The organism is Acinetobacter sp. Res13-Abat-PEC15-P4-01 (genome assembly GCF_015676285.1).
Classification (GTDB): Bacteria; Pseudomonadota; Gammaproteobacteria; order Pseudomonadales; family Moraxellaceae; genus Acinetobacter; species Acinetobacter nematophilus.
On record NZ_JADAIN010000010.1, the window covers coordinates 271,602 to 293,607 of the forward strand.

Genomic DNA, 22,006 nt, shown 5'->3' on the forward strand with positions numbered 1-22,006 from the left:
CATTTCGTATGAATATTTACATACGCTACGTATGATTGTATGCTTTATTCATACGCAGCGTATGTATTTTACAAAATCCTTGTAGCTTTACAAGAAATCATTTTTAGGAAGACCGAATGATTGATGCATATCGAGATTTATTTTTAAAACGCCATACGACTACATTCACAGTGGCAGGTTTAATTGCACGTATTGCTTTGCCGATGAGCAGTATTGGAATCATCCTCATGGTTTCTAAGCTGTATGATAGTTATGCCCTTGCAGGTATAGTATCAGCTACATTTGTCTTAACTTATGCGCTGATTTCACCCCACACATCAAAGCTGGTGGATCACTATGGACAAAGTCGCATACTTCCAGTCGCAACGATCATCAGCAGCGTTGGTTTTGTTATCCTGATTTATAGCGCTTGGAAACAGACTGCTGATTGGATCTTATTTATTGGAGCATTTTTGGCAGGTTTTATGCCAAGCATATCTGCAATGGTGAGAGCACGCTGGACAGAAATTTATCGGGATCACTTCAGACTAAAGACGGCTTATTCCTTAGAAACTGTACTCGATGAAATATCATTTATTATTGGACCGCCTTTATCTGTAGGCTTATCTATTATTTTATTTCCTCAAGCCAGCTTAATCGTTGCGATCATATTGTTGATTATTGGCGTTATTGTATTGGTTCTGCAACGTGCAACCGAACCTGAATTGGATCGGTTAAATACTCACCCGTCGAATTCCAGATCGCTTATCCGAGTCGCAAATATACGTTTGCTTACTTTATTTATGCTGAGCATGGGCGTTATTGTGGGTACTGTGGATATCGTGAGTGTCGCCTTTGCTGAGGCAGTTTCTCAACCAGCCACCGCGAGTCTAGTGCTCTCTGCTTATGCTCTGGGATCATGTCTATCCGGTCTGTGGTTCGGCGCAATAAAACTCTCAATCCCCTTACATCGACTTTTATTATGTGGCGGAGCTGCTACAGCTCTAGCAACCCTTCCCTTAGTCTGGATCGACAGTATCATTATCCTGACATGTGCTGTGTTTGTGGCTGGAATATTTTTTGCACCGACAATGATTGTAGCAATGTCATTGGTAGAACGTCTTGTCCCTAAACATCGCTTAACTGAGGCGATGACATGGTTATTGGCTGGACTAAATATTGGTGTTGCATTGGGTGCGGCAAGCTCTGGACAAATGCTCGATCATTATGGTTTGGATTATGGATTCTTGATTGCCTTGGGTGCAGGTGCAGTCGTGTTTATCCTTGCAATATTTGGACATTACCGTTTAAGACATGATCAATGATTGTCAGCTTAAAATCAGTCAATACAGCTAATAACCTTTCATTAAAAATAAATCATGAGACTTGAATCCTAATAATAGAAAAAACAATGCTTCCTTTGAAAAGTCTTTTAGATTCAGTCTTTTTAGATTAAATGATGTTTTTTAAATGATTTGAGACAGCGCATTTTTCACTTTAAATCTCTTATGAACTTCAAAATTATTCAAGTTGAAGTTCATTTTTTAGAATTGATCTATAAAATCTTTAATTTCAAATAACTGAAATAAGAATACGCTCAAGATTCTGTTGATGATCTTTTCGATTTTAGGCAGTCTTTCGCCTGATCCAACTTAAACAGTTCATAGATCAACTCATTTTTTTCAGGAGTTGTAAAATTAATGTTAACTTTTTTAGGAGAATCAAACTGTTGGTAACTGATTGTAAATTTTTTAGAATGTATTAACGCTTCCATCAATCCGCAGGATTCCTGAGGATTGGTCGCAACAAACAAAATTTGCATGGCTTTTAATCCCTCATCTGCAAAGTCTGTTGATTGCATTTTTTGATTCATACCGCCATCCACACTGACATATATAGGCTGACTAGAATCAATGAGTTGTTCTGTTTTGTTGCCCCCCGAATCATCATTTAATGTGACGGAAAGCGTTAAAAATACAGCTTTTTCATGATAACCCAGTGCTTTAGCAAAACTTCCTTCTTTCTGATATAGCCTAATTGCCTCATGGCCAGAATCGCTATAAAGCCTCAAACTATCGACCGCTTTGAAATTATCCGAAATAATCTGCTTCTGCCAATCACCTGCATAACAAAAGCTCATTATCATTAATAATTGAAGAAAACAGATTAATTTTGCAAGTACAGTTATCTTTGTTGGTATCATTTAACGCAAGTACCCTTTTCTAGATATGGAAGTAATCAGTTCTACTCAGGAGCTGTTTATTGATTTAAAACAATAAATAAGCTGATAAGCCTGAGCAAATTTAAATTTTAATTCAAAATCATGATCTTTATACATATACCGCACTTAAAAATTGGAAAACTTTAATCCATATGAGTGTTCAAACTATTTAAAATTCACGAGTTTCTTCGAGGATTTAGTTATATCAGGGTGTTTATTTTCTAAAAAACTTTTTATATGCATCCTCCTGACTATCTACTAATCAATCTAATCCATTAGAAATAAATAATAAAATACAATTCTTTCGGATCTTTTTTCCAATTACTTATATCCGATAAAATTAATCTTGAATAAATATGCTTCCACTCATGTGAGGCAAGTAAGACGTTATGTCTAGTTTAAAACCTAGAATACACGAGTAATAAAGTCATTCAACCGTTTTTGGTGCTTACAGTGTAGCTTTTTAGGGTCTTGATTAGTCTTAGACAGACCTGTGTGTAATAAGATGTGACAAGGCACATTTGCAATTCGTAATCGGCCAATAAATTGAACCAATTCTTCAACATGAGCCTGTTTACCTAAAATAAAAACTGAATCAATTTCAATTTCAGGATTATTCAAGTTAACAGCTTCATCCATAATAGAGGTTGTAAATACGATATCTACACCAGTCGGAATCTTTTGTGTTTCAAAAACTGCTTTAACTTCACTTTGATTTTTGGTTTTACTGTGTACCACAATACACTTGAGCTTATGACGCTGCTCAAAATAGCGTTTCATATTTTCGCACTTATCTCTTGAATTGATGCGCACAATAATCGTTTTACCGCATTTCCCTTTCGATGAATCCGATGTTTTAAGCAAACCTTTAACTTTCTGCTCAATTATAGCGATTGCTGTGTATTGGTCCCCTTTGGGTAGAGATGTCACTCGGATATCACGCACAGGAGGATTTTGATGCGTCACATAAATTTCTTGATCAATATCTATTTTAAGCTGATCAAATAGCTCTGTCGTTTTGGTCGCAGTTAGAAATAGGCTAGTAGGTATTGAACGTTTTTGTAGATGCCAAATCACAGGTGTTAAAGCATCATCCCGAAATGAGCCAGCAGAATATAATTTATGGGCTTCATCAATGACTAATAAAGCTGCTTTCTTTTGAGAATCAGACATTAATTTAATAATTTTGTCGAATTTATCATAGGTTGCAACAATGACACCTTTGAACTTACGCAAACTATCGTCTGGGTTCTCGTTTGCACAAAAAAACAAATACTCAGAAACGACTTTGGTTTTTCCTGAATATTCGTGCTGTAACTCCATAACTTTAGCTTGAGTAGGCACTAGAATGAGTACCAGTTTGAATTGAGCTTTTAACTCCTCCATAGTGAACGTGGTCTTTCCTGCACCCGTTGGTGCAACTAAGAAAGTAGATTTATTTGGCTCAATTTTAATACCTAATGAAGTTAAAAATTGGTTAACACTGAGCTGCAAGGAAATTTTAGACATGAGAACTCCATAAAGCATATCGATTTGCGATATGCCCTGACACTAGTAGAAATTAAGATTTAGAGATTTGGACGAGCGTTGTTGATACGTTCAGCGAGCATTTCAGAAGCATTGCGCAGCGTATCTTGGCGTAAATGTGCATAACGCTGAGTCGTGGTTGGTGATGCATGCCCTAACAGATGTTGAACCACATAAATGTCACAACCATTATTCACAGCCATACTGGCAAAGTTGTGGCGTAGATCATGGATACGAAAGTTTTCGATCTGAGCTGCTTCTAGAATTTTCTGGAAAGTTTTTCGTATATCATTAAAAGGCAGTCCAGTTTTCGGATTGGCAAACACATACACATACTTTCGTGACATCTTGCGAATCACTTGCTGAGCTTCACTATTGAGCTGAATAATGCGCGGTTTACCAGATTTATTCTCATTGAGCTTCCAAAGATGGTTGTTCTCATCCAAATCACTCCATTTAAGATTCAGCACTTCACCTTTGCGAGCACCAGTCAATAGCAGCATTTCCACAATACCGACAATGATTTGGTTATCGATATCATGAGCATGGTGATTGGCGAGAACATGCATTAAACGTTTTAGCTCATCATCACTGAGATAACGTTCAATCTGATTCTGCTCAACCAGTTTTTTGACACGGCTCATCGGAGACTGCTCGATGATCTCTCGTTCAAAGGCCACATTAAACATGCTACTTAAAAGTGCTCGTGTTCGATTGACTGTTGCGTTGGCACGATCTTCGGTTTTGATTTCAAGCATCAAATCACTAAGCATTGCTGCTGTAATCTGATTCAACTGGATATTGCCTAAAGTGGGTTCAATGTGATTCTTGAACCTTGAAACATCATCCTTCCAAGACTTTTTATTTAACTTCGCCATAGGCATGTAGACCTTATAAAAGAAATCTGCAAGCTTAGGGATATTTTCAATACGTGCTTTTTCCTCTAGAGGATTAATGCCTTTACTCAACATAAGTTGGTAGCTGTCGACAATACTAATTACTTGCTGTAAGGACACTTCAGGATATTTACCTAATGTCGTGCTGATCTTTTTTCCCTTAAAGACAGCTCTGAACATAAAGGTCTTACTTACATTCGAAATTACAACTTTTAGTCCTTTCACATGGGGAACCGAGATTTCAACTTTGGACTTATCCTCTGGTAGCGTGAGTTGTTCGATATTGAATAACTGTGACATCCCAAAACTCGCTGATGATTTAAGTGGAAACGATGTGTTCATGAGCTCTCCTTATAGAAAAAAGGCGCACTTATCCCTGATCGTGAGACCATGTTTCAAAGAATCAGAAAATAAGTGCGTTTAGATAGTTAAGCTAAGCCGATGAAATTACGACTTAGAAGAAAGGTCTTGAGCTGTCATCTAGCTGCTCAAAAGTAGTTGGTGTATTCAGTCTACGAGCATTATCAGGAGCGATGCTTTCATCAATAAACTTGTAGACCAGCTTAGTAATAAGGTTATTATTTTCATCAAGCAAATAGAGACCAAACCCAAATATAGAATCGTTACACATATTGCTCGCGTAATCTGTGCTTTGTAGATAAACGATTTTCGCTGGCTTCAATCTGGACAAAGTCAAATCTAAAGAATCAATAGAGTCTGGAATGCTTTGACTTGATGAGTTGCAAGAGCCACCACACCAGATTGATTTAACTTTGGCTTCATCAACTTTCAATAAGCCAATGTTATTTTTCAAAGCATATTGTGTGACAAGATGCCAAAGAGCATTAAATAAAAATTCACAGAATTTCGAATCTGCAATATTGTCCTTTTTAAGAACAATATTTGACTCCGCATTAATTTGATCTAATTCATTTTTCTCATGAATATTAACCAATGATTCGTCAAAATTAAAAACCTGAGATTCATTAATCTCTCGATTTTTAAAATAAGCCTGTAACTTTTCACCCTCGATCCGTTCTTGAATATCAAGGATGTGATCAGGATCATCATAATTGATAAAGTCATCATTAATAGTTTCGTCATTAACAGAGTCACCATTAATAGAGTTGTCATTAATATCCAACAGCGGATCATTTTTATGCTGATCTAATGAAGCAACCAAATCAGTTTGGCCTTGATCATCTGTGTTCGTCTTGAAAGTAGTCATATTCATTTACCTATATAGCTTAAGAAAGATTATTAACGACTGCGATTAACAGTGTTAACTTCTTGGGTCGAATCTGAGACTTTTTATTTTGCCCCTGTGCACACCCGCGTAAATAAGAATAGCAACCAATAAGAAAAATTCAATATAAATATTACGTAAGCATTTGTTATTTATTGACTTTTTTAACCATAATTAAGTGTCTCATTCGGTATGTTCTAAGGAATCAGGTTGCGGTTTTTTTAATCAAAATGTACAATAAGAGGAATTGAATGCTTATTTTTTAACCAGAAGTTCAGTATGAAACGATTTTATTTTCCAAAAAACATTTATGATGCTCTGAAACAAAATCCAGACCTACCTATAAAAGATATACAGCACATAACGAATTGTGCTAGATCGACAGCTTATCGATATAAAAGTAATTATAATTTTTGCATTAAAAATCCTGATATTGTTTTAATTGACCACACCATTAATAGAGTTGATATTAAAACATGGAAGAAAAGGAATGAGCAGCAGGAACATTTAAATCAATTTTTGAGTATTAGTTTAAATACTCATGGTTTTGAATCTTCACCTGATTTAAGAAATCAATTTTATGCAAAACACCCAATGTATTCATCTCAATCTAACCAAAATTTCAATCGATATTTTAAAAGGTTTCGCGATGAAGTTAATATGTCACAGTACAAATTAAAAATAATGAATTCTATATTAAAACCTATAGGCTTCTATACTGTAAATAATCCTAATTACAGTCCAAAGGACTAGTAGAACGTCCGACAGGTTATTTGTACAAAGCATCATTGGTTGTCTCACTTAAAACGATATAAAATCACCCCAAGGCCAGAACGGTCTTGGGGGCTATTTTACGGTTAAGTCAGTAATCACTTGGCATCAACAATGTCGTTAAAGAACGATCTGCTTCTGTGATGATCCAAATTTTATCTTCAGCTATCGAATAGCTAGAGAATATCCGAGTGTCATTAATTAATGCTTCCTCATTTGATTCTTTGTCTTCATCTTCTAAATCGCCCCAATCACCCGTTTGATGACGATAAAGTAATTGGAGTAAATCAGTTTGATGTTTCTCTGCAAAAGCCAAAGCATTGGGTGTAGACACAACTTGACCCAAAGCGAATAGTCGTTGCCTTGTCATAAATACGTCTCACATAAAAATTAATAGAAAAATGTGCGGGCGGTGGTCTGTGAAGAGGTTTAGATTTGATTGATTTTATGGCGCTCTAAAATCTCAGTCGGTACATAGATCAAAATGCCTTCATTGTCGTTCAGCATGATATACACCTCATACCAATCATGCTTTTTCTCAACAAATTCAACTTCGCCTAATGACAGCTTTTCAGATAAGCTGAAACTGAGCTGAGGAAAAGGCTCAGTTAAATCATTGTCATCTTCACAAATAACAAACCACCCATGCAGGGTGGCTTGATAAGGTTCATCATACTGATTATCGAGTGTCTGCATGTGCAGTGAAATACTTGCTCGAATTGACTCATCTGATACTTGCTGTAAGTCAGATTGACTCTTGATGTACTGCATTTTCATCCCCCACATTGGCTAAGGCATCAGAGTCATCAATCTGAGTTGATTGCTGATTCTTTGGTTTAGGACCGCGTTTCCCACTTGCAGGTTTAATATCATGAGAAGATTCAAAGGCTGATGAACTTTGTTGCACAACATCATCAAATGAAATTGGCCAAAGTTCATATTCATCATTTACTTCAAGTAATCGCGCAGTTTGTGGATGCAGTCGGATTACACCTTGATCAACTAAAGCAGCTCCTAGAAAACTTGCATTGTTGACTGACTTACCTACGAATAATTCTTTCAATGCAACAGCATGGAATGGCTTTGCTGATTGATAAAGCTTCTGTAAGGTTAAAATGATCTGCTCAACTTTGATCAATTCTGTACTAAATCCACCTGATGATTCATTTTCACTTAGAGCGATACCAAAGCTTTGATCGTCATTATCTTGCCAGAGTTGATATTTAAGCTGACCTTTTGCCCTGTCCGATAACTTATTACAACTCCATGTTTTAATGAGAGTCTGGTTTATTTTGTCAAAAATTCTTGGTTGCATAATGGCTTCCTTTAAGCATAAAAAATCCCGATGTACTGCAAGAGCACATCGGGACCTAAATTTAAGATTGTGGGTTAGAACATTGCTTCACATGCAGCGATATGTTTCGCTACTGATTTGATGCTTTGTTGATTAGGGGTAAATGTTGTGACCTTTTTATTGTTTAGGTACACATCAATTTTTTTGGCTTTAGAAATTCCTTGTGAAAGTTCATACCAAGCATTTGCACCATTGCGCCACTTAGTAGAAGCAGATGCAGCTACTTTGCTTTTTCCATCCAATAAGAAAGTTAAAGGATATTTGGAATCAGAGTTTGCATAGCTATTCTTCGGTGTTTGGAAGCGTACAGAATGATCAAACATATCTCCTGCACCCTCGTTGCAAGTCACCCAAAGCGTATTGCCCTTGACATCTTGAATTGAATATTCAGAGAAGCCTTGAGCATAGTCAGATTGCCATACATTCGGTGCTGCATAAGTGAATCCAGTAACAGCCAATAATGCTACAAACAGTATTTTTTTCATAAATAATCCTATTCTTTAGAAGAGCTTTTACTTCTTCACGCATGGTTGAATGCTTTGAATGTACTGACCATCATTGGTATCTTTGAAAAATCCGTTTTTAGATTGAATCTGTAGACATTGACCCTTTTTAAATGGTTTCATTTGCTTTGCTACTTTGTCTTGTAGCATATAAGCATTCAAAATAACTTCACCTTTGGTTGTTTGGATAATGATTGCTTCACCACTAAAAACGATGTTCTTTTTAAGGGTGACTTGTTCAGTCTTTGCTAATGCAGCATTAGAAATAACAAGACCAGTTAAAAGGCAAAATAAAAGTTTGAAATTTTTCATAAATGATCTCACGATTTAATTAATTCACTTGACGATAAATACAATCGTTCCAAGGCGGTGTATTTTCACGATATTTTGCGCAAGCCATAACCGCACGTTCTAATCCGCCCAGTGTTTGTCCATAGGCGTCAATATCGGAGATAGATACGTCACCTTGTTTCTTGGTTTGTTGAGTTGCATACTTACGTTGAGCTTCCGCTTGTTCAGCTTGACGTTGTTGCTGTTTCAATTGTTGTGCTTTGAGCTCTTGTTGCTTTAACAAGAGATATTCCTCTTTACTGTTAAAGTCAGAAAAGCCAACAACCTCACCATACCCGTTATATTGCAATGCTCGCCATACGGTGACTCCCTTTTCTGTGACTGGAATAATCCCATCAGGAGATTTCAATATACGTTCAGCCATTGCTTGCTGTTGCTGCGTTTGATATGACACAACTAGATCATTGGCTGAGTTTGCTGCACGTTGTACATCAGGATTACCTGAAAAGGTCGCTACCGCTGTCAAGGCGGAGTTAAGTAGATTAGAAAACCCCATATATTTTTCCTTTAAATATGCTTATAAAGTAATAACTTAATATCAATCCACAGTCCAAATCAAAGCACTGTACCCGAGTTGGGTACATTCCACATTGTATCGATAATGAGCGCATGACAGCAAGTATCAATACGAAAGAAATGCAGGCTTTGACGAACTGGTTGAAGCAAGCACGACAGGACCAAAAATTTTCTATGCGCGCATTAGCAGAACGCATGGATAAACCACACTCGTTTGTTCAAAAAGTTGAACAAGGCGAACGTCGTTTAGATGTGGTTGAATATGTTTGGTATTGCCATAAGCTAGGCGTTAATCCACAAGATGGATTTCTTTTGATTGAGCAGGTGCTCTTAGATTCTCAAGACTGAGAGCCTAGATTGAGGTTAGGTTTGACTGGATCAGCTCAAGCCCATGGTGAGGGTTGATTTCTAAAGCTTTGCAGTAGAATAAATACTCCACAACATCCAACTGATATTTTCCGCTTTCTACATCCTGAACATAGGTAAATGGTTTATTTAACCGATCTGCCAATTGTTCCAAAGTGAGGTTTTTAGCCTGACGTTGCTCAGTCAACCACTGTTGCAAGATAATCATCGATTTCCCCATTCAAATAAACACAAGAGCAACAGCACAAAGCTTTGTTGGTAAGTCTGTCTTTTTATCATTACAGACCCGAATCGCTTTGGCTATAGATTTGCATTGGGGATGTGGAAGAGTCTCGATGACTTTAGATACAGATTCGAGTTTTGGATAGTGTTTTTTCATGGTCACTCCTTTATTGGCTAAAGACCATGAAAATAATATGTGTTCGAAAAATAGTTAAATACGTATTGATTTACTTACTGCGAGGCTTCGCTGCATCAGAGCGTTTTTTACGCCATTCACCATTATCATTACGTGTACGATTTTCACCAGCAGTTGGACCTGTTTTTACAACTGGACCTTTTGTATCTTTTGGAGATGGCATATTTTTACTCTCAATTTAGTTATTAAGCTTTTAGTAATATTGAAAGTTAAAATTTATGCAATATATAAGACAAAGTAATTTCTTTCCCCTCCATATTTAAAACAAAAATACCACTTTTTTTTGTTTCAGGGCTTATTTGTATTGATGCTATTTCTTTATTTAGAGAAATATTGTTAAATCAAATAGTAATAATTTTTTGAATAATTGAAATGTCCAAAAATAGATTTTTTAAGAAAACATACCATTCTAATTATCGAGGCAAAGTATCTGTTGAGGATGCTATTAAACATCAAACATATCTTGATGATCTGAGAAAAGATGCTGTTTTTTATGGTGTAGATCACATTGAAAGTTCAATGATCCCACACAGTATGCTTCATAAAATAATTCAAAAGTTAAAACTGAAGCAAAACGATAGTTTAACATTGTCAGAAAAAGCTTATTTAGTTCGCCAAAATCTTAATGCTTTACATAGTCTAGTTGAAGGTAAAATTTCTTTTAATCAATATAAGAAAGAAGTTGTTAATGACCGAATAAAACATCAAGAACATTTAGAAGCAGAAAGATTACGCTTGGAAAAAGTCAGAGAATTAGAACTAATTCAGTTAAACAAACAACAAGAAAAATTAGCTCAGGAAAGAAAATTTAGAGAACAAGCTGAACGTGAACGTAGGAAAAAATTAGAATCTGACCCTAAATATATAGAGAGGCAAAAAGAAAAAAAACTAATAAAAAAATATGATATTTATTTCTATGACACAGCTGATAAGCATAGATCAAAGTTAATTAATATATTGAAATTATTAGAGAATAATCAGAGATTATCTGAACAAGATGCTATTTGGTTAAATTCGGAAGGACGACAATTTTTTACAGATGAACTTAAGATAAAATTTCATCGTGTAGAAGCTGATTTTTATCTTAATGAATATAAGACAACCAAATTACATTGGCATGCTATTAATGCCTCTAGTCAATTAAGAAAAGCTAAAGCAAGTAAAGAGGCTGAAAGGTTTCTAGAAAATACTGAAATCTCATCAAACAAAAATAAAAAACTATTATCAGCATATTTTACTACATTAGGTGGCGTTAAAAGAGATATTAGAAAAGTTGATACAGCGATAGAATGTGGTGTAAAAGCTCATGAAAACAATTCTCAAGACTATCGACCATGTACTTTATTGGGAGCTATATATATGGAAAATCATGAATATACTCTTGGGCATGATTGGTATAACAAAGCACGGGAACGTGGTGCGCCAGAAAAATCTATATATGCTGATCTTAAGAGCATTCTGTTAAAACTAGATAAATCTAAACGGAATGAAATGATTGCTAGTCTATTAAAAAAAGACCCTTATATTTACAAATGGCTTAATGAGATAAAAAGATAATGCTAGTCATGAAGATTATTTTGAGTCGAATACAATATAAATACTTTCATAGCAAAACTCCCCACAACACGATTAGAAATCTCCTATTCAGATAGGGGAAAAAGGTCAAACAGCATAAAGTCCAAATTCCCCCAAGCCTTTTCGTTTTCCACACGCTTTACGCCTCGATGTTCTAGATCATAGAAGATTCATCTTCATCGTAGATCGAGTGGAAAGCCGAAGTGCTAGAAAACGTTTAGTGGGGGATAAACTTACATGTAGGATATAGACCAACGGACTATCGAACGGATGGACCACAAAATAGACCGAAAAATCCGATGGTCTAAAAACAACAGACAATAAAAAACCTCATAAATCAATAATCTATGAGGTTTGATATGGTGGGCCCGCCCAGACTTGAACTGGGGACCAACGGATTATGAGTCCGTTAACATAAAGATTAAAAATCAAAAAGATATAACAAATAAATTAATAATATCATACACTTATTTAATTTACAAAGTTTACTATTCACTCTTTTTGTTGATTAATATATATTGATTTTGCTTACTACTTGCTTACCAGATGCTTACTAGAATGAAGTTAACAAAACCTGCTATTGATAAAATTGATTGCTCAGACAAAAATAAACCAACTTTTTTTTGGGATGAGAAAACACCAGGATTCGGCGTCAAAGTTACACCTAAAAATAATAAAAGCTACATTTTCCAAGGCCGTATTGGTCTTCAAAACCGTCGTATCAAAATTGGTGACGTTGATGTATGGAAATTAGATGAAGCTCGTAAATATGCACAAGAATTGGCGATTATGTGCCACAAAGGGATTGACCCATTAATCGAGCGTAAGAAAGCTTTAGCTGATAATAAAGAACTGCTAAAACAAGAAAAACGCAAAACTATTAAATTTAAAGATGTATGGTTTGAATATTTAAAAGCAAGACAACCTAATTGGCGACCAAGAAGTTATCAGGACCACATCGAATTATCTAGAGGTGGTTACGATCCTGAAAAAAATAGTGTTTATACCAGTCAACCCATTTTTCAACTGTTTGAGTACAAACTTTCTGAATTAACTGCAGATGTATTATGCGATTGGCTTGATCACAATGACTTCCGTCCAACAACATCAGCTAAAGCATACAGACTTACACGAGCTTTCCTGAATTGGTGTGATGAACACGAGGATTATGAAAACTTAGTGCCTCCAAAATCATACAACTCAAAAAAAGTTAAAGATAAAGTCCCTTCCCCAAAAGCCAAGAATGATTGTTTGATGAAACAGCATCTAAAACCATGGTTTGAAGAGGTAAATAAGTTAACTAGCAGAAAAATAGCGATTTTTTTGATATGTAGTTTAATCACTGGTTGCAGAAAGAATGAGCTGCTTTCATTAAAATGGACAGATGTCGATTTTCGTTGGAAAACAGCAAAAGTCAGAGATAAAATTGAAGATGAAGGTCGCCTAATCCCTCTAACTGCATATGTTGAAAGCTTATTATTAGAACTAAAGAAAAATTCTGATTCTAAATTCATATTTAGCAGTAAGGGCGCTGAATGTGGCCATATTGTTAATCCTTACGATAGCTTAGAAAAAATATGTAAAAAACTAAATATTGAACTTACTCCCCATGGATTGAGGAGATCATATAAAACGTTAGCTATATGGGCAAAAATCAATGAAGGATCTTTAGCCCAGATATCAGGTCATAAACCAAGTGCATTAGTTGAAAGACACTATATCGTACGACCTATGGATATGCTACGAGAAACACTGCAAGAATATGAGGATTGGATTTTGCAGCAAGTGCGAAATGGCATTAATGAGGGTGTAAATAATTCTATGTAAATACAGTTTTAAAAATACTTGGTTACATGCTCTTCAAACATGATACTAAAGTGTGTGATTCATGGCAGCTTTCCAATTCTGAATGGCTTTGTTGCACAAAGCTGTTCTTAAAGGCTTCTTCGGCAATATAATTTCCAAATGAAGAAGCCTACACACAAAATCTACCGCACAACCAATTGGCCCGCATATAGTAGAAACCAAGATGCACTGCATCAAATTATTAGGCGATAAGCTCAGTGCTCGGAATTTTGATAGCCAAGTCAACGAGATTCATGCACGTGTGGCCATCTTAAATAAGTTTAGGGAGCTCGGCCGACCTCACACCTAAGTTGTCACTTAAATTTGAACAACTTAGGAAAGCTCTATCTTTAAAATCTTTATGCAACAAAGCCCTTCAGCTTTAAATTCTGCCGTATACGTCTTGTGTTTCTTGCTCATGGTAAACTCCTGATGAGTATGCATAGTTTACCAAGTTAAAACCTCCTGTTTTTTCAGCACACATCAGTCATTGAATATATTCGGTACTGTACTGCCCTTGGTGTTGATCCTCATACAGGTATAGATGCTGTAATGAAAAACTCATCCTCATCTGCTGAAACAGCCTCCGAAGATTAATAATCAGTCATCCTACCCTGCTACCGGGACAGGTTGTGTCCCTTTTTAAAAAATAATTTATTTTTACATGCTGATTATTATAAAAGAAAACAATCAATTAAGTACGTCAAACTACGACCTACTCACAACTTTATCCTCTTAATTTTCCTAAAAAAGACGATTACACTTGGCAAAAAATTACTTGGGTACATCATGAGTCAAGAATCATCGAAAGTTATCAGCCGACAATGGAAAATTATTCAATTTTTATTGGATAGCAAATATGTGAGTACCGCAGATATAGAAACTCATTTAAGAAATCAAGGAATTGATGCTACGCAGCGTACTATACAGCGTGACTTAAATTTACTAGAAAAGTTATTTCCTCTGGAATGTCGTCGTGACTGTATGCCATATAGCTGGCGTTGGAAACGGATTGAGACCACAGTCAAGGGACTCAGCATTACTCAAGCCCTTATTTTACGGTTAATCGATGAGGAACTCAGCGATCTTTTGCCTGAGCACACACTTGCTGAACTGGCTCCTTTATTGCAAAAGGCAAAATTAATTACATCGAATGCAACAATGTCCAATAACGATACCAGTCTTTCAGACATATTTAATCGACCTCGTGGTGGTGGATACGGTATGGTTGAACCCTCTATCATTGGTGAACTTATTCATGGTATGGGTAATAAAGTGTCAAAAATTTATCGTGATACTTTTAATATTGATGAAAGAGAGACTCGCAAGGTTCTTCAAGAGTTGGTAACAATACTGGAACAGTATGAAATGCCCGAACTGGCACAAGCACTGAAAGAATAGTACAGATTTCAGGTAATTGAATATTTTTATCAAACCAGTGCATCAAACTAAGACTGAGTCCTTTTGGTTCAGTCTTTTTTTAAATGATTTATCTCCTATAATCATCACTAGATTAAAAATCAATTCGTTATAAATAGTTATACTTATACAATCAGAGGTTTAAGATGTTTCAACAGCAACAAACACTCATTCAGGATTTACCAAAAATTCAAAACCTGTATGAAAAATACCAGCTTGATAGCAACAAATTTCAAGAACTGACAAAAAATAGTCAGAACTTTAAAGTCCGCATTCCTTTGATTGGTGCATTTAGTGCAGGAAAATCTTCATTAATTAATGCGTTACTGGCTCAAAGACTATTGGCAGTTGAAATAGATCCAGCCAGTAATTTGGCAACAGAAATCAGTTTTGCAGAAACAGATCAAATTTTAGGGTTTAAAGATAATCAGTTTGTTAAGGAATTATCCTTTGAACAATTAAAATCTCAAGATTTTGACGATTTGGGGGCAAATGGTCATGTTGAGGTCAAACTCAATAATCCACTACTCCAGTCTTTACCCCATTTATGTTTAGCAGACTTGCCAGGATTGGACTCTAAATCAGAGGCACATAGTCAGGCAATTCATCATTATCTCGGACGTAGCCTTGCCTACTGCATTATGGTGAGTTCTGAGGAGGGTACACTCAAGGAAAGTATTAAAAATTTTCTTGCAGAATTAGCCCTACATCAAGCGCCTGTACTGGTCATTATTTCTAAAAGTGACAAACGTTCTGCCGAAGATATAGAAGCAATTAAACAGCAGGTCAAACAACAGGTAAAAGCAATCCTACCACCCGATAATTACCTGAATGTGGTCGCTGCTTCTCGTAAAAATTTTGATACGGTTATCGCTGCTTTACAGGAATTGGAACAACGTAGTGAACAACGTTTTAAAGAAACGGTGGTCAATCAATCCATAGGTACGATTGCGACTTTGCAACAACATATTGAAGTTTTGAATAATCAGGACAACCTTGATCTCGAAAGTTTGAAGTTAAAACGAACTGAAATGCAGGAGGAAATGCAGCACTTTCAGCAAAAATTAAAGCAAGAGCATCAACAGATTAACAGCCGTTTTAATGATGTATTGTCACAGATTACTCAACATATCCGTAGTCGTTTAACAGGTGAAACTGATAGTTTCGCTAATAGTGTGCTTCATCAAGGTAGCGACATTCAACAACAGATTACCTACTCTGTGCGTATTGGCATGACCGAGGGTATGGAGCGTTACTTTAAACCGTTGGTGGAAAAATATTTACATCGTATTGAATCAGAATTACCTGAACAACTTAAAATCAATCAAAATTTTAATTTTGAAGCTTCTGACAATGATGGATTGAATACAACAATCTTGACTGGTGCAGCAACTCTACTTCCTATCGTGCTAAGAAGCTTCCCTTATGCTGCGGTGATTATTCCAATTATTACCACAATTTTAGGAAAATTTATTTCTGATAGCCAGAAAGAACAGCAACGGGCTGAACAACGTGAGCAAGCTCGCTCTTATGTGCAAGCAACCCTCATTCCACAAGTTATGGCACAAGTAGAATTAAATTTGCGTCAAATTTTAACGGCACAGTTACAACAGGTTGAACAAAATGTGCAGCAGCAAATTGATGAAAAATATCAACAGGCTCAACTTGCCTTAGCTCAATTGGCGCAACAACTACAACAAGGTGAAGCTGAACAGGAACAACAACGTGCTATCTATCAACAGGACCTCACAACGCTAAATCAGGTTCTTCAAGCACTGAATCCTTAATTTTTAACGAGCAGATCTTATTTATATTTTTGCAGTATAAATAAGATCTGTCAGACAACCTATTATAAAACCAATAGACTGGACTTTAAAATGTCAAATATACCTACCGATGTTCAAAACAGATACCAACAGCTTAAGCAATACTTTAAACAGAATATTACTCAATTTAAAACACATTTACCTCTGGATCAGGCAAATCAATTGGGGCTAGATTTTGAGCATGAGTTAGATCATTTCTATAAACTCTGTGTCTCACCTCAGCTCAACAATCGTTTTATTATTGGTATTGGTGGCGCATTTAGTGCAGGCAAATCTAGCTTTCTTAATGGGCTATTGGGACAAAAATTACTGAGTGTGGAAATTGATCCAACCACTTCTATTCCAACTTATCTGGTACAAGGTACAGACAATCGGATTACTGCAATTCTAAAGTCAGGAGAAGCTCAAACGCTCTCAACCGAGCAATTTAAAAATTTAACCCATCATGCTGAGCAGGATGATAGGGCTTTAATCGACAGTATCGATTTAATTATTGTAGAGCAAGCTCATTTTCCTTGGCAAAATTTATCTTTCCTCGATACGCCAGGCTATAGTAATACTGAAAGCTCTGAGCAAGGAAATTGTGATGCCCACATCGCCAAAGTTCAACTCAATGATGCACAACGGATTATTTGGCTGATTTCTGCGGATCAAGGTGTCATTTCTGAAAGTGACCTACAATTTCTAAAAACACTAAAAGCCGATATTCCCAAACTGATTATTATTAGCCGTGCTGATAAAAAGACTGAAATTGATTTAGAACTGATTCAATCTGTGACGGCTCAAACACTCACTCAACACGGCATTCAATCGGAAGCAGTACTCACCTATTCTGCTCGACAGTCCCAAGGCTTTGATCGTTCTCTTTTAAATCAATATTTAGAAGACTGGAATGCTCAGCCACAGATTTTATCGGTACTGGATAATTTTGTTGAATATTTTGCAGAAATTAAAACCCATCTTTCTGAACTGCATCATCAGGTGGATTTGGATAGTTTCCAGAAAAATTTATTTGAACAAATTTATCAATTAACGCAACTGGCAAGTGTCGATATTGAAACACAATGGCAACATTATTTAGCACAACAGTTTGCGATTGAACAGCAACGTCAGGAAGCACTTGCCCAATATCAGGCTGAACTTGAACGAGAAGCCCAAGCAATTGCTGATGAACAGGAACGTCAATGCCAAGCCCTTGAAATGCAGAAAGCACAGGATTTATTGGCACGAGCTGAACAAATTAGAAACCAAGCTCAAGCTGTACAACCTACTCGTCGTTCATTGGAAAGTATTTTAGAAAGTTATGAAGATGAAATTAGTCGCCCAGGTGCAGGCAGCTATTTGATTGATGATATTTACGGTGTGCGTAAAAAGGTTGATAAAGCCATCAAAGCTTATGCTTTTGAGGGTGATGGTGAGTACGGTAAGTATAATGATGATCCACTGGTGTTAATGGATACTACCACCATTTTTAAAAATGCTGAAAATGGTTTATTCCTCACCCATAGTGAACTTTATTGCAAAGACATGCTTGGAAAGCGTTTTGTGACTCGGCTCAATCAAATCCGTAGCATTCGTTTTGATCGGGATGAGTCTAAGCTCTATGTGAATGGTGATGAACGTCTTTATGTTCCTCAAGATAATCTTAAAAAACCAATGATGGCTTTGGCTAAGGCGGTTAAGGAGTATTTGGATCAGTAGTACCAAAATCAATCTTATATCTCAGTTTAATAGATAAAATATACTTTTAAATATATTGCATTAAAGCTTAATTAGTATCACTAAAAGAGCCTTATCTTATAAAAAGATAAGGCTTTAAATCAATTCAAGACTCTAAAATAGCTCTTCTACTCAAAATAGAGCAATTTATATTTTCATAAAGAATTTCATTAATATAGTTATCAGACTTACTTAGTAATATATTTTGAACTTTTTCTATTACATTTACATTTGATGCCAGATTAGAGTGCAAATCATCATTTAATACTAATTTTTCTTGCAAATTAGGGTGTAAACATCTATTAGATGCTAAGTTATTTAGTATGATTCTAGAATCATAATCAGAACAGTCAAAATTGGATAAAATTTCTTGAACATTGATATGCAAATTCTCATTCCTAGCCAAATAATATATTATATCTTTACTTCCAATTTCTATTATTTTTATCTGAGCATCAATCGAAAGTCCTTTATTCTCAGCCAATGTCTTAACTACAGATTCATCACTATCATTTACAAGGATTAACTGAACATTATTTGTAATTGACGTATTACTAGCTAAACTTTCTCTTACTGAGGCTTCTTCATCTCTTGCTAAAGTAAGTTGCGCTCTTTCTATTAGATTAGTATTTTTAGCTAAACTTCTTCTTAACCAAGAGTTGGGGTGATTTACAAATTTTAACTGTAAAATTTCAATTAATGATGGGTTTTCCAACATACATCTAACAAGTGTTTCATTATTTTCTTCAACTATAAAATTTTGAATATTTTCATTTAAAATAGAATTTTCAACCATTATTTTCTTAACATAAAAATCTTCTTCATTTAATATAACACTTTGACCAAAATGATCAATATTTTTATTATTTATTATAATATCAAATGAGAAGCTCAAGAAATTACTTAGAGTAGACAAATACTCTTTAACTTCCATCTTCACACTTTTATTTCTTATTAAACTTACTCTAACCTTATTACAATCAACATGAGCCAATCTAGAATAAATCTCATCAAATAATTTTTCATTTAATGAAATTCTATCTAAATACTCTCCATTATCTATCAATAAATTTTGTACTTTTTTAGTTAAATTACTATTATCTACTATATTATCAATATCCCAACTATTTATAAATTTAATTTGTATATCTTCATCTAAATTTGGATACTTACCCAAGCTACATCGAGTCATAAAACCTTTATCAAAGAACTTTTGCTGTAGTTCAGATGAGAACTTTATTCTCCCATCAAACAATCTATCATCAGCATATAACAGACTATCTTTTTCCATTAATTTATATAATGCTAAGCCCGTCAAATTTCTATTATCTGTTAAACTATATTTAATGGAATCAATCCAACTATCTCCTATTAATTCAACTAATTTTAGCTGTATTTCCTCATCTATAGTCGGATTTGAGGCTAAAGAACCTCTAATGCTTTCATCATAACTATCAATTAAAGCTAACTGTATCTTCTTAGATATCCACCAATTTTCAGCAAGATTTTGTTTATCCCAATCATCTCCTTCCTGAACTATAGAAAAATGTTTACTTTCTTGATCAACTCTAAAATTTGAACTTACAGATAATAATCTATTTTTCACTTGATCATGTAAATTATCATTCAATAATAATTGATTTCTAACTCTCTCACTTTCATCGCTACTTAATATAGTTTGAACCTCTTCTATTTTTGTTAATTTTGCCAAACTAGCCCTAATACTTACATTGTCATTTTTTGTCAGAATAACTTGGGCTTCCATACAAAGATTTTTAACACCTAGTAGTGTTTTTGCCAAATAAAAACTATTTAGAGAATAATATGCTATATTTAATAAATCTTCATCATCTAGTTCTTTATTCTTTAACAACTCATATAAAATAATTTTATCTTCCTCTTTAGAAAGATATTTTTTTACCAATTTACCTATATTTTTACCAACCAATATTAACTTCTCACTAGAAGAGAGCATATTATAATGATTTAATAGATTTTTTTCATTAAAATATATTTCACCATGTGAAAATATGTTTATAATTTTTTCTGTAGACAAGCTTCCCACAGGTTTAGATAAAGCCCTTTCAAGTACTATTTGAGGACAATTTTGATGCTTATATATTATATCTAATATATCATTATCTAAACTTTCAGCATAACTCTGTAATATTTCAGCTGAACAATTTGGATCTTGCAATAGTGTTTCAATATCAATCAACTGTTCCTTATATCCCGTTATTGAATTTGCAAGCTGATTCATTTTCTTAAAAAACTGACTTTGTAGCTCTTCAAGTTTTTTAGCTAAATCACTCCATTCCTTGTTACTATCTTTTTCAATATATTGTAGTTTTTCAGTAATTTTTGTTTGTTCCGTATGATCAGATAAAAATAATAACTTATTTATTTGTTCCAATTTAGTTTTAGCTTGTTGTTGTTTATTCTGTACAAATTGACTATACCCCACAAACTGCCGTTTAAAATTTTGAGCAAAGCTTAAACATTTTTTCTGTTCATTCCATTTCTCCAAAAAACTCACTACAGGCTGAACTGGATAATCATTTTTCTTCCGTGCAGATACAGGAACTACATCCAGCACATTAACTCCTCGTTCTGCTGTCGTCTGCTTCACCAAAGCCACAATTTTAGCAATATCTTCAGGTGTTTTCGCATCAGCACGGCTGACCACAATCAACTTTGGAATATCGGCATTTAAAGTTGTCAAAAACTTTAAATCATCTTCGGAAATCGTCCCTTGTGTCGCAGAAACCACCCAAATAATGAAATTAGACAAATTAAGTTGTGAACGTGCCACAGATTCATCTGTTCGCTCACTCCACTGTTCACTATCAGGTTTGCTATATCCTGGAGTATCAAGCAAGGCGATATTTTTCCAAGCAAAATCTGGATCACTGACAAAAGCTGAACGCAATAGCCCTGCAATCTGACTACCATATTTTATTTTTTCTTCGTGGGTCAGACTGGCAAATTCATCCCGAGATAAAATTACACGACGGCGAAATAAATTAAGTGCCGTAATCTGTTCCTGTTCACCATACAACAAATAAGTCGGTAAAGAAGTTGTTGGATCAATCTCTACCACTAAACGCTTTTTCCCTAAAAGCGTATTAATTAAACTGGATTTTCCCGCACTGAATGCGCCACCAACACCTACCACAACTTTTTGAGCCAAGTCTGGAAATTCACAAAACTCCCTAAAATGTTCTAATTCCAGATTGAGACTTTTTAAAATATCCGCAAAATGATCAGGGCTACCTGAACGAGCCAGTTCAGGCAAATCATGATTAATGATTTTGTCTAATACATCCAGATCGGCTGCCAATTGTAAACGTTTCCCCTCCTGTTCAACATGTGACTGACTGGCACGGCACAATAAATCATAACGCTGTGCGATATCAAAGTCTTCTTGGTATGACATTCTCTTGTCCTGAAATTTTATTATGTGTTGATCATATA

22 protein-coding genes and 1 pseudogene are annotated in these 22,006 nt (G+C 35.2%); 9 read left to right on the forward strand and 14 right to left on the reverse strand.

Annotated elements, in window-relative coordinates; all coding sequences use genetic code 11:
- Positions 1–116: 116 nt before the first annotated feature.
- Positions 117–1,304 carry an MFS transporter gene (locus tag IMO47_RS04095; protein ID WP_196074404.1) on the forward strand — a complete coding sequence of 396 codons (1,188 nt, stop codon included), beginning with the start codon at positions 117–119 and terminating at the stop codon, positions 1,302–1,304.
- Positions 1,305–1,576: 272 nt separating this feature from the next.
- On the opposite strand, the gene IMO47_RS04100 is transcribed toward IMO47_RS04095, so the two are convergent.
- From IMO47_RS04100 to IMO47_RS04115, 4 genes are all read right to left on the reverse strand, one after another.
- Positions 1,577–2,182 (reverse strand): hypothetical protein, encoded by a 606-nt coding sequence (locus IMO47_RS04100; protein WP_196077850.1) that lies wholly within the window; start codon positions 2,180–2,182, stop codon positions 1,577–1,579.
- 423 nt (positions 2,183–2,605) lie between these two features.
- Positions 2,606–3,709, reverse strand: coding sequence for a DEAD/DEAH box helicase (locus IMO47_RS04105; RefSeq protein WP_242052596.1), 1,104 nt, complete (start codon positions 3,707–3,709; stop codon positions 2,606–2,608).
- A gap of 59 nt (positions 3,710–3,768) precedes the next feature.
- The gene (locus IMO47_RS04110; RefSeq protein WP_196077566.1) at positions 3,769–4,965 is read right to left on the reverse strand and encodes a site-specific integrase; all 1,197 of its coding nucleotides are present in this window, start codon (positions 4,963–4,965) and stop codon (positions 3,769–3,771) included.
- A 112-nt stretch (positions 4,966–5,077) separates the two neighbouring features.
- The gene (locus IMO47_RS04115; RefSeq protein WP_058967721.1) at positions 5,078–5,851 is read right to left on the reverse strand and encodes a hypothetical protein; all 774 of its coding nucleotides are present in this window, start codon (positions 5,849–5,851) and stop codon (positions 5,078–5,080) included.
- Between the two features lie 297 nt (positions 5,852–6,148).
- Between IMO47_RS04115 and IMO47_RS04120 the strand changes: the two genes are divergently transcribed.
- Complete coding sequence (locus IMO47_RS04120; RefSeq protein WP_058967722.1) at positions 6,149–6,622, forward strand: hypothetical protein; 474 nt, start codon at positions 6,149–6,151, stop codon at positions 6,620–6,622.
- Positions 6,623–6,731: 109 nt separating this feature from the next.
- Here IMO47_RS04120 and IMO47_RS04125 read toward each other — a convergent pair whose 3' ends face one another.
- From IMO47_RS04125 to IMO47_RS04150, 6 genes are all read right to left on the reverse strand, one after another.
- Positions 6,732–7,010 carry a hypothetical protein gene (locus IMO47_RS04125; RefSeq protein ID WP_151798509.1) on the reverse strand — a complete coding sequence of 93 codons (279 nt, stop codon included), beginning with the start codon at positions 7,008–7,010 and terminating at the stop codon, positions 6,732–6,734.
- A gap of 59 nt (positions 7,011–7,069) precedes the next feature.
- Positions 7,070–7,411, reverse strand: a complete 342-nt coding sequence (locus tag IMO47_RS04130; protein ID WP_196074541.1) for a hypothetical protein — start codon at positions 7,409–7,411, stop codon at positions 7,070–7,072.
- The gene (locus IMO47_RS04135; protein ID WP_151798511.1) at positions 7,386–7,955 is read right to left on the reverse strand and encodes a hypothetical protein; all 570 of its coding nucleotides are present in this window, start codon (positions 7,953–7,955) and stop codon (positions 7,386–7,388) included. The genes IMO47_RS04130 and IMO47_RS04135 overlap by 26 nt, the downstream gene beginning before the upstream one ends.
- Positions 7,956–8,029: 74 nt before the next feature.
- Positions 8,030–8,479 carry a hypothetical protein gene (locus IMO47_RS04140; RefSeq protein WP_042089601.1) on the reverse strand — a complete coding sequence of 150 codons (450 nt, stop codon included), beginning with the start codon at positions 8,477–8,479 and terminating at the stop codon, positions 8,030–8,032.
- Positions 8,480–8,506: 27 nt separating this feature from the next.
- Positions 8,507–8,809, reverse strand: coding sequence for a hypothetical protein (locus tag IMO47_RS04145; protein WP_058967725.1), 303 nt, complete (start codon positions 8,807–8,809; stop codon positions 8,507–8,509).
- A 19-nt stretch (positions 8,810–8,828) separates the two neighbouring features.
- The gene (locus IMO47_RS04150) at positions 8,829–9,344 is read right to left on the reverse strand and encodes a hypothetical protein (RefSeq protein WP_151798512.1); all 516 of its coding nucleotides are present in this window, start codon (positions 9,342–9,344) and stop codon (positions 8,829–8,831) included.
- 113 nt (positions 9,345–9,457) lie between these two features.
- On the opposite strand from IMO47_RS04150, the gene IMO47_RS04155 reads away from it, so the two are divergent.
- Entirely contained in the window at positions 9,458–9,712 is a 255-nt protein-coding gene (locus IMO47_RS04155) for a helix-turn-helix transcriptional regulator (RefSeq protein ID WP_042089598.1), read from the forward strand.
- Between the two features lie 4 nt (positions 9,713–9,716).
- Here the strand turns inward: IMO47_RS04155 and IMO47_RS04160 are convergent, their stop codons facing one another.
- The 3 genes from IMO47_RS04160 to IMO47_RS19845 all read right to left on the reverse strand — a co-directional run bounded on the left by IMO47_RS04160 (position 9,717) and on the right by IMO47_RS19845 (position 10,311).
- Positions 9,717–9,938: a helix-turn-helix transcriptional regulator gene (locus tag IMO47_RS04160; RefSeq protein WP_196074540.1), complete on the reverse strand. Its 222-nt coding sequence runs from the start codon at positions 9,936–9,938 to the stop codon at positions 9,717–9,719.
- Between the two features lie 12 nt (positions 9,939–9,950).
- Positions 9,951–10,109, reverse strand: a complete 159-nt coding sequence (locus tag IMO47_RS04165; RefSeq protein WP_165382332.1) for a hypothetical protein — start codon at positions 10,107–10,109, stop codon at positions 9,951–9,953.
- Positions 10,110–10,179: 70 nt separating this feature from the next.
- Entirely contained in the window at positions 10,180–10,311 is a 132-nt protein-coding gene (locus tag IMO47_RS19845) for a hypothetical protein (protein WP_262557078.1), read from the reverse strand.
- Positions 10,312–10,520: 209 nt separating this feature from the next.
- Between IMO47_RS19845 and IMO47_RS04170 the strand changes: the two genes are divergently transcribed.
- The 6 genes and pseudogenes from IMO47_RS04170 to IMO47_RS04195 all read left to right on the forward strand — a co-directional run bounded on the left by IMO47_RS04170 (position 10,521) and on the right by IMO47_RS04195 (position 18,514).
- Positions 10,521–11,705 carry a hypothetical protein gene (locus IMO47_RS04170; protein WP_196077851.1) on the forward strand — a complete coding sequence of 395 codons (1,185 nt, stop codon included), beginning with the start codon at positions 10,521–10,523 and terminating at the stop codon, positions 11,703–11,705.
- Between the two features lie 576 nt (positions 11,706–12,281).
- A complete protein-coding gene (locus IMO47_RS04175) occupies positions 12,282–13,550 on the forward strand; it encodes an integrase family protein (RefSeq protein WP_196076674.1) in 1,269 nt (422 codons plus the stop codon).
- 187 nt (positions 13,551–13,737) lie between these two features.
- A pseudogene (locus IMO47_RS04180) lies at positions 13,738–13,878 on the forward strand (IS5/IS1182 family transposase); the annotation flags it as partial.
- Between the two features lie 479 nt (positions 13,879–14,357).
- Complete coding sequence (locus IMO47_RS04185) at positions 14,358–14,969, forward strand: hypothetical protein (protein WP_104794855.1); 612 nt, start codon at positions 14,358–14,360, stop codon at positions 14,967–14,969.
- A 164-nt stretch (positions 14,970–15,133) separates the two neighbouring features.
- Positions 15,134–16,774: a dynamin family protein gene (locus tag IMO47_RS04190; RefSeq protein WP_196076675.1), complete on the forward strand. Its 1,641-nt coding sequence runs from the start codon at positions 15,134–15,136 to the stop codon at positions 16,772–16,774.
- Between the two features lie 90 nt (positions 16,775–16,864).
- Complete coding sequence (locus IMO47_RS04195) at positions 16,865–18,514, forward strand: dynamin family protein (RefSeq protein ID WP_196076676.1); 1,650 nt, start codon at positions 16,865–16,867, stop codon at positions 18,512–18,514.
- Positions 18,515–18,638: 124 nt separating this feature from the next.
- Here IMO47_RS04195 and IMO47_RS04200 read toward each other — a convergent pair whose 3' ends face one another.
- Positions 18,639–21,968, reverse strand: a complete 3,330-nt coding sequence (locus IMO47_RS04200; protein ID WP_196083708.1) for a dynamin family protein — start codon at positions 21,966–21,968, stop codon at positions 18,639–18,641.
- Positions 21,969–22,006 lie beyond the last annotated feature (38 nt).